Source organism: Streptomyces cinnamoneus (assembly GCF_014650495.1).
GTDB classification, from domain to species: domain Bacteria; phylum Actinomycetota; class Actinomycetes; order Streptomycetales; family Streptomycetaceae; genus Streptomyces; species Streptomyces cinnamoneus.
On record NZ_BMVB01000006.1, the window covers coordinates 239,462 to 251,934 of the forward strand.

Annotated in this window: 14 protein-coding genes; 8 read left to right on the top strand and 6 right to left on the bottom strand. The window is 73.2% G+C overall.

What is annotated here, in order from left to right:
• Window positions 1-161 precede the first annotated feature (161 nt).
• Together IE182_RS11545 and IE182_RS11550 are read right to left on the bottom strand one after the other, a co-directional pair.
• Window positions 162-668, bottom strand: coding sequence for a flavin reductase family protein (locus IE182_RS11545; protein ID WP_190109635.1), 507 nt, complete (start codon window positions 666-668; stop codon window positions 162-164).
• Between the two features lie 238 nt (window positions 669-906).
• A complete protein-coding gene (locus IE182_RS11550) occupies window positions 907-1,269 on the bottom strand; it encodes a TlpA family protein disulfide reductase (RefSeq protein WP_229844739.1) in 363 nt (120 codons plus the stop codon).
• Between the two features lie 234 nt (window positions 1,270-1,503).
• Here IE182_RS11550 and IE182_RS11555 point away from each other — a divergent pair, with 234 nt between their 5' ends.
• Window positions 1,504-2,223: a lysophospholipid acyltransferase family protein gene (locus tag IE182_RS11555; RefSeq protein ID WP_190109637.1), complete on the top strand. Its 720-nt coding sequence runs from the start codon at window positions 1,504-1,506 to the stop codon at window positions 2,221-2,223.
• Window positions 2,224-2,343: 120 nt separating this feature from the next.
• On the opposite strand, the gene IE182_RS11560 is transcribed toward IE182_RS11555, so the two are convergent.
• From IE182_RS11560 to IE182_RS11570, 3 genes are read right to left on the bottom strand one after another with little or no spacing between them, the layout of a single operon-like run.
• Entirely contained in the window at window positions 2,344-3,444 is a 1,101-nt protein-coding gene (locus IE182_RS11560; protein ID WP_229844740.1) for a threonine aldolase family protein, read from the bottom strand.
• Complete coding sequence (locus IE182_RS11565) at window positions 3,423-4,184, bottom strand: SDR family NAD(P)-dependent oxidoreductase (protein ID WP_190109638.1); 762 nt, start codon at window positions 4,182-4,184, stop codon at window positions 3,423-3,425. The genes IE182_RS11560 and IE182_RS11565 overlap by 22 nt, the downstream gene beginning before the upstream one ends.
• 29 nt (window positions 4,185-4,213) lie before the next feature.
• Window positions 4,214-5,611, bottom strand: coding sequence for a DUF6421 family protein (locus IE182_RS11570; protein ID WP_190109639.1), 1,398 nt, complete (start codon window positions 5,609-5,611; stop codon window positions 4,214-4,216).
• A gap of 374 nt (window positions 5,612-5,985) precedes the next feature.
• Between IE182_RS11570 and IE182_RS11575 the strand changes: the two genes are divergently transcribed.
• The 3 genes from IE182_RS11575 to IE182_RS11585 are packed head-to-tail and all read left to right on the top strand — an operon-like array spanning window position 5,986 to window position 8,611.
• Window positions 5,986-6,888: an ABC transporter substrate-binding protein gene (locus tag IE182_RS11575; RefSeq protein ID WP_190109640.1), complete on the top strand. Its 903-nt coding sequence runs from the start codon at window positions 5,986-5,988 to the stop codon at window positions 6,886-6,888.
• Window positions 6,885-7,862, top strand: coding sequence for an amino acid ABC transporter permease (locus IE182_RS11580; protein ID WP_190109641.1), 978 nt, complete (start codon window positions 6,885-6,887; stop codon window positions 7,860-7,862). The genes IE182_RS11575 and IE182_RS11580 overlap by 4 nt, the downstream gene beginning before the upstream one ends.
• On the top strand, window positions 7,859-8,611 hold the full coding sequence (locus tag IE182_RS11585; protein WP_190109642.1) for an amino acid ABC transporter ATP-binding protein: 753 nt from the start codon (window positions 7,859-7,861) through the stop codon (window positions 8,609-8,611). The genes IE182_RS11580 and IE182_RS11585 overlap by 4 nt, the downstream gene beginning before the upstream one ends.
• Here the strand turns inward: IE182_RS11585 and IE182_RS11590 are convergent.
• Window positions 8,608-9,159, bottom strand: a complete 552-nt coding sequence (locus IE182_RS11590) for a GNAT family N-acetyltransferase (RefSeq protein WP_190109643.1) — start codon at window positions 9,157-9,159, stop codon at window positions 8,608-8,610. The genes IE182_RS11585 and IE182_RS11590 overlap by 4 nt on opposite strands.
• A gap of 78 nt (window positions 9,160-9,237) precedes the next feature.
• Between IE182_RS11590 and IE182_RS11595 the strand changes: the two genes are divergently transcribed.
• The 4 genes from IE182_RS11595 to IE182_RS11610 all read left to right on the top strand — a co-directional run bounded on the left by IE182_RS11595 (window position 9,238) and on the right by IE182_RS11610 (window position 12,447).
• Window positions 9,238-9,630: a VOC family protein gene (locus IE182_RS11595; RefSeq protein WP_190109644.1), complete on the top strand. Its 393-nt coding sequence runs from the start codon at window positions 9,238-9,240 to the stop codon at window positions 9,628-9,630.
• Window positions 9,631-9,806: 176 nt separating this feature from the next.
• Window positions 9,807-10,388 (top strand): DUF5134 domain-containing protein, encoded by a 582-nt coding sequence (locus IE182_RS11600; protein WP_190109645.1) that lies wholly within the window; start codon window positions 9,807-9,809, stop codon window positions 10,386-10,388.
• 82 nt (window positions 10,389-10,470) lie between these two features.
• Window positions 10,471-11,412, top strand: a complete 942-nt coding sequence (locus IE182_RS11605; RefSeq protein ID WP_190109646.1) for a M56 family metallopeptidase — start codon at window positions 10,471-10,473, stop codon at window positions 11,410-11,412.
• A 66-nt stretch (window positions 11,413-11,478) separates the two neighbouring features.
• Entirely contained in the window at window positions 11,479-12,447 is a 969-nt protein-coding gene (locus tag IE182_RS11610) for a pirin family protein (RefSeq protein ID WP_190109647.1), read from the top strand.
• The last annotated feature ends 26 nt before the right edge of the window (window positions 12,448-12,473 follow it).

Sequence of the window (12,473 nt, forward strand, 5' to 3'; positions counted from 1 at the left end):
TCAAAGCTGCCTTCGCAGGCAGCATAGGCGCCTGGTGGGGCGGATCCCGGTCGGTCCGGGCTTCGCCCCGACCGGAATGTTACTCGTCAGTACATCGAGGGTGTTCGCTGAACGCAAGGCCGGTCGACTGTGATCTGCCCAACGCGGCGCGGGGGGATGTATCAGTCGCGCAATCCGTTGAAGCGGCCCTGGTGGTACAGGAGCGGCCGGCCGTCACCAGCGGGGTCCCCGGCGACCACTTCGGCGAGGACCAGGCGGTGGTCGCCGGCGGGCACGCGGGCCACCACCCGGCAGACCAGCCACGCCAGCACACCGTCCAGCACCGGCACTCCGTGGGGTCCGGCGCTCCAGCGGGTGGGCGGGGCGAAGCGGTCGGCGCCGCTGCGCGCGAAGGTGGCGGCCAGCTCCTGCTGGTGCTCGCCGAGTATGTGCACCCCCACGTGCTCGGCCTCGGCCAGCACGGGCCAGCTGGAGGAGCCGGTGCCGACGCCGAAGGAGACGAGCGGGGGCTCCGCGGCCACCGAGGTCAGGGAGGTCGCGGTGAAGCCGGCCGGGCGGGCGCCCTGTGCCGTGATCACGGCGACGCCGGCGGCGTGCCGGCGGAAGACGGAGCGCAGCAGGTCGGGCGTGGCGGGGCGGTGTGCGGCGAGGTCGGGCGAGGCCGTCATGGAAGGTCCTTCTGCCGGAGGGCCGAGCTGCCGGGGCGGCGAGCCGGGAGCGGAACGGTGCGGGTGCTCACGGGCTCGGACAGCGCGCGCCGGCGACTCGCACGGGGTTCACGTGCGCGCATCCACGGAGAAGCAGGTCGGGCCACATAGCGTCACACTGACGATTCGGAGTGTGCAGCGTCAAGGGACACCGCTGATCTGGGAGGTGGATCACGGCCCGCACGGCCGTCACGGCCCGTCAGAGTGCCGCGCCCAGCGCGGCGATGACGTCGGCCCGGCGCGGCTGCCCGGCGGCGCGGCGCACGATGCGCCCCTCCGCGTCCAGGACGAGGGTGGTGGGGGTGGCGCTGATGTCCAGGGCGCGCACGAGCTCCAGCCGCGCCTCGGCGTCGATCTCGACGTGGGTGACGCCCTCGACCATCGCGGCGACGTCCGCGAGCACGCGGCGGGTGGCCGCACAGGGCCGGCAGAAAGCGCTGGAGAAGTGGACCAGCGTGGCCCGCGCACCGAGCTCCCCGCCGATCTCGGCGGCGCCCAGCCGCGCGCCCGTGCCGCCCCTCACGTCGTCCCGCCCGGCCCCGCCATCGTCCCGCACGGGCACGACCGCCCCCTTTCGTCCATGTCCGGTCTCTTCCCGAAGCACCGGGGGAACCGCGAAAATTTCCCGACGTGACAAGGATCTCCCGGCCCGGGGGCCCTCCCGGCTGGCCCCCGGCCCGGGCATTCAGGCACGATCTGGCGGAAGCCGGCACCCTACGGCTGCGTAACTTCGCCACCCCCTGCATCTCACTTCAGCCGGGAGCACCCTCCCCCAGGCCGGAAGGACCTTCCCGACATGGCAGAGCTCGTCTACCCACCGGTGATCGGTGTAGCCCGCACCATGTTCAAGGCGCTGGACCTGCGCTTCGACATCCAGGGCACCGAGCACATCCCCCAGCGGGGCGGGGCGGTGCTGGTGAGCAACCACATCGGGTACCTCGACTTCGTCTTCTGCGGCCTGGCGGCCCGGCCCGCCAAGCGGCTGGTGCGCTTCATGGCGAAGGACTCGGTGTTCCGGCACAAGGTGTCCGGGCCCCTGATGCGGGCGATGAAGCACATCCCCGTGGACCGCGCGGCGGGCATGGACGCCTACCGCCACGCCCTGTCCGCCCTGCGGTCGGGCGAGGTCATCGGCGTGTTCCCGGAGGCCACGATCTCCACGTCCTTCACGCTGAAGAACTTCAAGTCCGGCGCCGCGCGGCTGGCGCAGGAGGCCGGGGTGCCGCTGGTGCCGATGGCGCTGTGGGGCACCCAGCGGCTGTGGACCAAGGGGCAGAAGCGCAACCTGCGCCGGGAGCACATCCCCGTGGCCATACGTGTGGGTGAGCCGCTGACGCCGGAGGCGGGCGAGTCCGCCGAGAAGGTCACCGAGCGGCTGCGCTCCCGGGTGCAGGGCCTGCTGGAGTCGGCCCAGCGCGCCTACCCCGTGCGCACCGAGGGGCCGGGCGACAGCTGGTGGATCCCGGCGCACCTGGGCGGCACGGCCCCGGCACCGGCCGAGGCCGGGGGCCGCTGACCCGGCGCCGGTACGCAGAACGCAGGAGAGCCCCTGGCCGCGCAGTGCGTGGCCAGGGGCTCCTTTGCGTCCGTACGTCCGTACGTCGGCCGCGGGTGCGGCTGCCGGGCGGTGTCCGGCCTAGCGGTGCGCCATCTCCTCGGCGACGGCCGCCGTGAAGGCGTCCACGTCGGCCTCGGTGGTGTCGAAGGAGCACATCCAGCGGACGTCGCCGGCCGCCTCGTCCCAGAAGTAGAAGCGGTAGCGCTTCCGCAGGCGCTCGGAGACGTCGTGCGGCAGCCGGGCGAAGACGGCGTTGGACTGCACCGGGTGGAGGATCTCGACGCCCTCGACACCCCGTACGCCCTCGGCCAGCCGCGCCGCCATGGCGTTGGCGTGCGACGCGCTGCGCAGCCACAGGTCGCCCGAGAGCAGCGCCTCGAACTGCACCGAGACGAAGCGCATCTTCGATGCGAGCTGCATCGACATCTTGCGCAGGTGCTTCATCGCCCTGACCGCGTCCGGATTCAGGACGACGACGCACTCGCCGAAGACCATGCCGTTCTTGGTGCCGCCGAAGGAGAGCAGATCCACTCCGGCGTCGGTGGTGAAGGCCCGCAGCGGCACACCCAGCGCGGCCGCGGCGTTGGCGATGCGCGCGCCGTCCAGGTGGACCTTCATGCCCCGCTCGTGGGCGTGGTCGCAGATCTCGCGGATCTCCTCGGGCGTGTAGCAGGTGCCCAGCTCGGTGGTCTGCGCGATCGAGACGACCTGCGGCTGGGCGCGGTGCTCGTCCTCCCAGCCGAACGCCTCGCGGTCGATCAGCTCGGGGGTGAGCTTGCCGTGCTCGGTGGGCACGTGCAGCAGCTTCAGCCCGCCGACGCGCTCGGGCGCGCCGCACTCGTCAATGTTGATGTGCGCGGAGGAGGCGCAGATCACCGCGCCCCACCGCTCGGTCGCGGCCTGCAGGGCGACGACGTTGGCGCCCGTGCCGTTGAAGACCGGGAACGCCTCGGCGGTCGGCCCGAAGTGGGCCCGCATCACGTCCTGGAGGTGGGCGGTGTAGTCGTCCTCGCCGTACGCGACCTGGTGTCCGCCGTTGGCGAGGGCGAGCGCCGCGAGGATCTCGGGGTGCGCGCCCGCGTAGTTGTCGCTGGCGAACCCGCGCACGGCGGGGTCGTGGCGGCGCTGCGCGTCGGTCGCTGCCGAAGGCGTCTCGGTCAGGTTTGCGGGGTGAGCCACAGACGGGTTCCGTTCACTTCCTGGGCGGGCTTCTCCCAGACGCCGACGATGGCCTGGGCCAGGTCCTTGGCGTCCGTGAATCCCGCGAACTTCGCGTTGGGGCGTTCGGCGCGCATCGCGTCATGCACCAGCGCCTTGATCACCAATATGGTGGCGGCGGCCGGCGGGACGTCGTCACCCCCGGTCTTGCGGAAGGAGTCCGCGAGGGCCAGCGTCCACGCCTCGGCGGCGGCCTTGGAGGCGGAGTAGGCGGCGTTGCCCGCGGTGGGCTTGCTCGCGCCGGCCGCGCTGATCAGCACGTAGCGGCCGTTGCCGCTGCGGGCCAGCGGGCCCTCGAAGGCCAGCGAGGTGTGCTGGACGGTGCGGATGAGCAGCTTCTCCAGCAGCTCCCAGTCGGCCAGGTCCGTCTCGGCGAAGGTCGCCGAGCCGCGCCAGCCGCCCACCAGGTGGACCAGGCCGTCGATGCGGCCGAATTCCTTCTCCGTGCGGTCGGCCCAGGCGCGGGTGGCGTCCAGGTCGAGCAGGTCCACGGTGTCGCCGGTGACGGTCGCACCGCCGTGGGCGTAGCGGGCCGCGTCCACGGCCTCGGCGAGGCGTGCCGCGTCGGCGTCCGAGGCGACGACCGTCGCCCCGGCCTCCGCCAGCTGCAGCAGGGCCGCCCGGCCCGCCGGGCCGGCCGCTCCGGCCACCGCCACGACGGCGCCCTCCAGCGGGCCGTTGCCGTTCGTCGGAGTGCTCATGGTCGTCGCCTCCCTCTCCTGCTGCTCGCTCACGCCGCCACCCGCTCCATGTCCGCCGCGGTGATTCCCTTGGTCGATGCGACCACACCGCGCAGCTTCTTGGCGAGGGCCTCGTAGAACATGCTGAGCGGGAACTCGTCCGGAAGCACGTCGTCCACCAGCTTGCGCGGCGGGAGTGCGAGGTCGAGGGCGTCGGGGCCCTTGGCCCACACGGATCCGGGGTGCGGGGCGAGGTAGGTCGAGACGAGGTCGTAGGCGGCGAACCAGTGGACGAGCTTGGGGCGGTCGATGCCGTCGCGGTAGAGCTTCTCGATCTCGCCGCACAGCTGGTTGGTGACCTGCGGGGCACGCTCCCAGTCGATGTGCAGAGTGTTGTCCGTCCAGCGTACGACGTCGTGCTTGTGCAGGTAGGAGAAGAGCAGCTGGCCGCCGAGGCCGTCGTAGTTGCGGACGCGCTCGCCGGTGATCGGGAAGCGGAACATCCGGTCGAACAGAACGGCGAACTGCACGTCACGGGCCTGGGCGTAGCCGTCGGCCTCCAGCTTCACGGCCTCCTTGAAGGCGGTGAGGTCGCAGCGCAGCTCCTCCAGGCCGTACATCCAGAACGGCTGCCGCTGCTTGATCATGAAGGGGTCGAAGGGCAGGTCACCGTGGCTGTGGGTGCGGTCGTGGACCATGTCCCACAGGACGAACGCCTGCTGGCAGCGCTCCTGGTCGCCGATCATGTCGGCGATGTCGGCGGGGAGGTCCAGGCGGAGGGTCTCCACAGCGGCCTCGGTGATGCGGCGGAAGCGGGCCGCCTCGCGGTCGCAGAAGATGCCGCCCCAGGTGAAGCGCTCGGGGGCCTCGCGGACGGCGATGGTCTCGGGGAAGAGCACCGCGGAGTTGGTGTCGTAGCCCGCCGTGAAGTCCTCGAAGGTGATGCCGAGGAAGAGCGGGTTGTCGTAGCGGGTGCGCTCCAGCTCCGCGAGCCACTCCGGCCACACCATGCGCAGGACGACGGCCTCGAAGTTGCGGTCGGGGTTGCCGTTCTGGGTGTACATGGGGAAGAGCACGAGGTGCTGGCGGCCGTCGGCGCGCTCGGCAGCGGGCTGGAAGGCCAGCAGGGAGTCCAGGAAGTCCGGCACCCCGAAGCCCGTGTCGGCCCAGCGGCGCAGGTCGGCGACGAGGGCCGTGTGGTAGGCGGCGTCGTGCGGCAGGAGGGGCGAGAGCCGCTCGACGGCGGCTATGACCGTCTCGACCCGGGCGCGGACGTCGTCGCCCGGTGGCGCGCCCTCGGCCGTGAGGTCGATGGAGCCGTCGGCGGACTGCCACGGCCGGATCGCCTCCACGGCGCCCTTGAGCTCGGCCCAGGCCGGGTGCTCCACCACACGATCGACAGACAAAATGTCGGTTTTCACTGCTGTCGACGTAAGAATTTCCGTCACGACTGCCCCTCCTCGGGAGAACCTGGCGTTAAGACACCGTATCCATGCGGGGTTCTTCACCTCAAGGGGTTGAGCGATAAATTATCCTGCCGAGGCCCTGCCGTACAGACGTTTTTCCTGTCGGTCTGCGCCATACGGGGGAGCCGGCCCGACCGATCGCCACACACGGCACTCCCGCCCCGGCGGTGAGAGGCGATTTCCAGCCAGTTCCGGGCGGCGCGGCCCGGCCCGTCGGCCGGACCGTCGGCCGGGCCCGCTCCTGGGCCCGGCGTTCCCGCTCCAGGTGTTCATGAAGCAGCAACAACCTTCCATCATTCGGACGGTTCGCGGTCATGACCTGGACAGATCATCGCGCGCGCTGCCAGTCTCCCGCCATGCCCGTCGCCAACCAGCCCAGACGCCTGGCCGCGACCCTCGCGGTCCTCCTCGCCGCCGCCGTCGGCTGCGCCCCGCAGGACGACACCGACACCGCGCAGCCGCCCCGCACGCCCGGCGCCAAGGCCGCCGCCTGCGCCAAGGGGCAGCTCGCCACCCGGACCGCCGGAAAGCTCACGGTGGGTACGGACAAGCCCGCCTACGCCCCCTGGTTCCAGGACGACGCCCCCGCGAACGGCAAGGGCTTCGAGTCGGCCGTGGCGTACGCCGTCGCCGACCGGCTCGGCTACGCCCGCTCCGACGTGGTCTGGCAGACGGTGCCCTTCAACACCTCCGTCGCCCCCGGCGCGAAGAAGTTCGACTTCGACATCAACCAGATCTCCATCAGCGACGAGCGCCGCCGGGCCGTCGACTTCTCCTCCGGTTACTACGACGTGCGGCAGGCCGTCATCGCGCTCAAGGACTCCGACGCCGCCAAGGCGACCTCGGTCGCCGGGCTCCGGCACGCCCGTCTCGGCGCCCAGGTGGGCACCACCAGCCTCGACGTCGTGGGCGACCTGATCAAGCCCGACCGGCGGCCGGCGGTCTTCCAGAAGAACGACTACGCCAAGACGGCCCTGAAGAACGGCCAGGTCGACGCGATCGTGGTCGACCTCCCGACCGCCTTCTACATCACCTCCGCCGAGGTGCCGGAGGCGAGGATCGTCGGCCAGTTCGACCCGAAGGACGTGAAGGGGGCCGGCGGGGGCAGGGCCGAGCAGTTCGGGCTCGTCCTCGACAAGGGCAGCCGCCTCACCGGCTGCGTCAGCGACGCCGTCGACGCGCTGCGCAAGGACGGCACGCTCGGCCGGCTGGAGAAGCAGTGGCTGTCCGACACCGCCGGCGCACCGGTGCTCTCATGACGGCCAAGGACGCGACGCCGCAGCCGGCCGGCACACCGCGGCCGCAGGACGCGCCGCCGCGCCTGCCCGACGCGCGCAAGCCGCCGGGCAACGCGCGCAGGCCACCGGCGGACGCCGCGGCGGACGACGGCTACACGCCGTCCGCGCGGCGCATCGAGCGCGAGGCGTTCAAGCGCGCCCGGTCCCGCCGGGCCACGGCGGTCGCGGCCGTGAGCACCCTGGTCACCGGCGTCGTGCTCTTCCTCGTCGTGGTCAACTCGCCCGGCTGGGCGCGCACCCGCGAGACGTTCTTCAGCCCGCACTACGCCCGTGAGGCCCTGCCGGAGATCCTCGACGGGCTCTGGCTCAACGTCCGGCTGCTCCTCGTGTGCGGCGCGGCCGTGCTCGTCCTCGGCATGCTGATCGCCGTCGCCCGCACCCTGCGCGGCCCGGTGTTCTTCCCCCTGCGGGCGCTCGCCACCGCCTACACCGACTTCTTCCGCGGGCTGCCCCTCATCATCTGCCTGCTGATGGTGGTCTTCGGCATCCCCGCCCTGCGGCTGCAGGGCGTGACGACCGACCCGGTGCTGCTCGGCGGCACGGCCCTGGTGCTCACCTACTCCGCCTACGTCGCCGAGGTCTTCCGGGCCGGCATCGAGTCGGTCCACCCCAGCCAGCGCGCCGCCGCCCGGTCGCTGGGGCTCGGCAACGGGCAGACCCTGCGCTTCGTGGTGCTGCCGCAGGCCGTGCGGCGGGTCGTGCCGCCGCTCCTCAACGACCTGGTCTCCCTCCAGAAGGACACCGGGCTGGTCTCCATCGCGGGAGCGGTCGACGCCGTCTACGCGGCACAGATCACCGCGAGCAAGAGCTTCAACTACACCCCGTACGTCGTGGCCGGACTGATCTTCGTGGCGCTCACCGTCCCCATGACGCGGTTCACCGACTCGGTCACCGCGCGGATGGACCGCCGCCGGGCCCAGGGAGGGATCGTATGAGCGAGCAGCCGGTGCTGCGCCTGGAAGCGGTGCGCAAGACCTTCGGGGGCACGGTCGTCCTGCGGGACGTGGACCTGGAGGTCGCCCCGCACACCGTCACCGCGCTGATCGGCGCGTCCGGGTCCGGCAAGTCGACGCTGCTGCGGTGCGCGAACCTGCTGGAGGAGATCGACGACGGCGCGATCTTCCTGGACGGCGAGGAGATCACCGACCCGCGCACCGACCCGGACGCCGTGCGCCGCCGCATCGGCGTCGTCTTCCAGGCGTACAACCTCTTCCCGCACATGACCGTGCTGGACAACATCACCCTCGCCCCGCGGCGGGTGCACGGGGTGCCGCGCGCGGAGGCCGAGGAGCGGGCGCACGAGCTGCTGGGGCGGCTGGGCCTGGGGGGCAGGGCCGGCGAGTACCCGGACCGGCTCAGCGGCGGCCAGCAGCAGCGCGTGGCGATCGTCCGCGCGCTGGCGGCACGCCCCCGGCTGCTGCTGCTCGACGAGATCACCGCGGCCCTCGACCCGGAGCTGGTCGGGGAGGTGCTGAACGTCGTGCGCGACCTGAAGGACGAGGGCATGACCATGGTCCTGGCCACGCACGAGATGGGCTTCGCCCGCGACGTCGCCGACCAGGTGTGCTTCCTGGACGGCGGCGTGGTGCTGGAGCGCGGCACGCCGGCCGAGGTCTTCGGCGATCCGCAGCAGGACCGCACGCGGCACTTCCTGCGGCGGCTGGTGGAGGCGGGCAGGCTCTAGCCGGCCAGATCCTTGACGAGAAGCTCGAACTCCAGGTCGTCGCGCTGCGGGATGCCGAACCGCTCGTCGCCGTAGGGGAACGGGCTCATCTGCCCGGTGCGCCGGTAGCCGCGCCGTTCGTACCAGGCGATGAGCTCGGCACGCTGCCTGATCACGGTCATGTGCATCGCGGTGGCGCCCCACTCGGCGCGGGCCGTCCGCTCGGCCTCCGCCATGACGCGCTTGCCCAGGCCACCGCCCTGGGCCTCGGGACGGACCGCGAACATGCCGAAGTAGACGTGGTCACCGCGGTGTTCGAGGTGACAGCAGGCGATCGGCTCGCCGTCGCGCTCGACCACCAGCAGCCGGCTGCCGGCGTCGGCGACCAGGGCCGCGACCCCCTCGGCATCGGTGCGCTGCCCCTCCAGGAGATCGGCCTCGGTCGTCCAGCCGGCGCGGCTGGCGTCGCCGCGGTAGGCCGACTCGACCAGCGCGACCAGGGCCGGCACATCGGCCGGGGAAGCGTGCCGGAAGGCCGGCTCCGTCCGGCGGCCGGTGGTGGTCTCCATGTGCTCCGGGTCCTCTCTCCGTGCGGTTTCGTGCGCACGTACGACCCTAACGGAGGAGGTGTGCGTACAGTCGCGGGCATGGTGCACGTACTGAGCAGCAGGGTGTTGCTGAGGCCGACGGACCCGGAGCGGTCGCGGGAGTTCTACGGCGGGAAGCTGGGACTCGCGGTCTACCGGGAGTTCGGCACAGGCCCCGAGCGCGGGGTCGTCTACTTCCTGGGCGGCGGCTTCCTGGAGGTCTCCGGCCGGTCCTCGACGCCACCGGGGCCGGGGCTGGAGTTGTGGTTCCAGGTCGCGGACGCGGCCGGTGCGCACGCGGAGTTCCTGCGCCACGGCGTGGAGGTGCTGGAGCCGCCGGAGAAGAAGCCCTGGGGGCTGATCGAGATGTGGATCGCCGATCCCGACGGCGTGCGCATCGCGGTGGTGGAGGTGCCCGAGGGGCATCCGATGCGGTACCGGCCGGGCATCTGACGCGGCGGCCCGCGCCTTTGGGGCGCCGTGCCCCGGACCCGCACGGCCGTGCTCCCGCGCTGCGCCGGAGCACGGCCGGCCGGGTACGTGCTCCCCCTCGTGCGCCCGTGCGCTCCCGTGCGATGCCGCTGGCGTGGGCATCCTCCGGGGGTGGATGCGCTCCGGGGAGGTGTGCCGTGCACGGACCGCCGCTGGTCGGCTGGCTGCTGGTCGCGCTCTGCACGGCGACCGGCGCGTACTGCCTAGTCAGCACGCGGGCCGGCGCAGCGGGGGAGCGCCGGGCCGCGGCGGGCGATGCCCTGATGGGGCTCGGCATGGCCGCGATGGCCGTGCCGGCCGCCGCCCTGGACACCCGGCCCTGGGGGCAGGGCCTGCTCGCCCTGGTCTTCGCCGGGGCCGGGGTGCGCACGTTGATGGCGGCCCGCCGGCAGCCGGAGGCCCATCACATGCATCACGCGGTGGGGGCGTTCGCCATGGTCTACATGGCCCTGGCGATGGCGGGTTCGCCCGCGGCCGTCCACGCGGGGCATGCCGCGGCGGCCCGGGAGCCGGCCGGAGTCCCGCTGCTCACGGGCGTGTTGCTGGCGTACTTCGCGGTGTACGTCGTGCGGGGTGCGGCCGGCATGGTCCCCGCGGCGGCGGCCCCGGGCGGCGAGGCCGCATGGCAGGGGCGCGGGCGGCGGGGCCGGCCCGAGCTGACGCACGCGTGCCGGCTGTCCATGGGCATCGGGATGCTGACGATGCTCCTCACCATGTGAGCGAATCCCGGCCCGCGTGCGATGCGTCACTTCGTGCACGGGAACGTACCGGGCGCGCCGCCGCACTCATAGGCTGCTGACCATGATGGTCCCGCTCGCGCTGCTGGCCCTCGCTGTCCTGGTCGCGGCCATGGCCCCGCGCCTGCTGACCCGTGCCGACTGGCCCGGTCGTGAACCCGTCCTGGCCCTGTGGGTGTGGCAGTGCGTCGTGGGCGCCGTCCTGCTGTGCTGCGGGCTCGCGATGGCGCTGAGCGCCGCGGCCGCCTGGGAGGCCGTGCGCGGCAACGTCTTCGCCCCCGCCCCGCACGGCGTCGTCGAGGCGTACGCGCTGACCGCCTACGGCTCGTGGGCGGCTCCCCTGGCCGTCGCCCTCGCGGCGGGCGGCCTCTGGACAGCGGCGATGCTCACCCGCGAGATCCGCGACGCCCGGGCCCGGCGCCGCCGTCGCCGCGCCGACCTGCTCGTCCGCTCGCCGCGCCTGCCCGGCGAGGAGCGCGGCGCGGAGCCGCTGGTGGTCCTGGAGGGCGAACAGCCGGACGCCTGGGTGCTGCGGGGCGGCGGCGCTCCCCAACTCGTCATCACCACCGCGGCGTTGCGCCGCCTGAAGGGCTTCCAGCTGGACGCGGTGCTGGCGCACGAGCAGGGGCACGCCCGGGCCCGCCACGACTGGCTGCTGCACTGCTCGGCGGCGCTGGCGAACGGCTTCCCGCAGGTGCCGGTGTTCGCCGCCTTCCGTGACCAGGTCCACCACCTGGTCGAGCTGGCGGCCGACGACTGCGCCTCCCGCCGCTTCGGCCGCCTGACGACCGCCCTCGCCCTCGTCGAACTGAACGAGGACCGCGGGGTGTTCGGCCCGTACCCCTCCCCGCTGTCCCGGGTCCCGGACCGCGTCCACCGGCTGCTGACCCCCGCACCCCGCCTCCCGGCGGCCCGCCGCCTGCGTCTGACGGCCACGGCGGCGCTGGTTCCGGTCGTCCCGCTGCTGGTGACCTTCGTCCCGGGGCTGCGGGCCCTCGGCGGCTGACCGGACGCGGCCGGCGGCGCGGGCCGGGGCGTGGTCGCCGGCCTTCTGACACGGCAGAGTGCTGTCATGAGCAACCTCGATCTTCACCCGGCACCGGCTCTGTGCGGCGGCCGGCACGACGTCACCGCCCGCCCCGTGCGCGAGCTGCTGCCCGCCAAGGACGTCCGGCTCGGCGAGTCCACGATGGTGCGCCGGCTGCTGCCGAGCCTCGGCCGCCGCATGGTGGGCGCATGGGCCTTCGTCGACCACTACGGCCCCGACGACATCGCCGACGAGCCCGGCATGCAGGTGCCCCCGCACCCGCACATGGGGCTGCAGACCGTCAGCTGGCTGCACGCGGGAGAGGTGCTGCACCGCGACAGTCTCGGCAGCCTGCAGACGGTGCGCCCGGGTGAGCTGGGCCTGATGACGGCGGGGCGGGCCATCAGCCACTCGGAGGAGTCGCCGCGCGGGCACGCCCCCCTGCTGCACGGGGCGCAGCTGTGGGTGGCGCTGCCGGACGCGCACCGGCACACCGCCCCGATGTGGGAGCACCACGCCGAACTGCCGCGGGTGACGGGCGGCGGCGGCATCCGTGCCACCGTCCTGATGGGCGAGCTGGACGGCGCGCTCTCCCCCGCGACCGCGTTCACGCCGATCGTCGGCGCGGACGTCACGCTGCCCGCGGGCTGCGACGGGCGGCTGCCCGTGCGGCCGGACTTCGAGTACGCGGCGCTGACCATGTCCGGTGAGGCGGAGGTCGACGGGGTGCGGCTGGCGCCGGGGGCGATGCTCTACCTCGGCTGCGGGCGGTCCGAACTCCCGCTGCGGGCCGATGTGGACAGCGCGTTCATGCTGCTGGGCGGCGAGCCCTTCGAGGAACGGATCGTCATGTGGTGGAACTTCGTGGGGCGCACCGGCGAGGAGATCGCCGAGGCGCGGGAGGCGTGGACGGCCGGGGAGCGCTTCGGCGCGGTGCACGGCTACGAGGGCGACCGGCTGCCCGCTCCCACCCTCCCGCCGGTGCCGTTGAAGCCGCGCGGCCGGGTGCGCTGACCCGGGGGCACCGCCCGCGCGCGGGA

What these genes read in the sequence shown, in the direction of transcription:
- IE182_RS11545 (WP_190109635.1), bottom strand. Translation starts at nt 668, where the DNA reads ATGACGGCCTCGCCCGACCTCGCCGCACACCGCCCCGCCACGCCCGAC.
- IE182_RS11555 (WP_190109637.1), top strand. Translation starts at nt 1,504, where the DNA reads ATGGCAGAGCTCGTCTACCCACCGGTGATCGGTGTAGCCCGCACCATG.
- IE182_RS11565 (WP_190109638.1), bottom strand. Translation starts at nt 4,184, where the DNA reads ATGAGCACTCCGACGAACGGCAACGGCCCGCTGGAGGGCGCCGTCGTG.
- IE182_RS11575 (WP_190109640.1), top strand. Translation starts at nt 5,986, where the DNA reads ATGCCCGTCGCCAACCAGCCCAGACGCCTGGCCGCGACCCTCGCGGTC.
- IE182_RS11580 (WP_190109641.1), top strand. Translation starts at nt 6,885, where the DNA reads ATGACGGCCAAGGACGCGACGCCGCAGCCGGCCGGCACACCGCGGCCG.
- IE182_RS11585 (WP_190109642.1), top strand. Translation starts at nt 7,859, where the DNA reads ATGAGCGAGCAGCCGGTGCTGCGCCTGGAAGCGGTGCGCAAGACCTTC.
- IE182_RS11590 (WP_190109643.1), bottom strand. Translation starts at nt 9,159, where the DNA reads ATGGAGACCACCACCGGCCGCCGGACGGAGCCGGCCTTCCGGCACGCT.
- IE182_RS11595 (WP_190109644.1), top strand. Translation starts at nt 9,238, where the DNA reads ATGGTGCACGTACTGAGCAGCAGGGTGTTGCTGAGGCCGACGGACCCG.
- IE182_RS11605 (WP_190109646.1), top strand. Translation starts at nt 10,471, where the DNA reads ATGATGGTCCCGCTCGCGCTGCTGGCCCTCGCTGTCCTGGTCGCGGCC.
- IE182_RS11610 (WP_190109647.1), top strand. Translation starts at nt 11,479, where the DNA reads ATGAGCAACCTCGATCTTCACCCGGCACCGGCTCTGTGCGGCGGCCGG.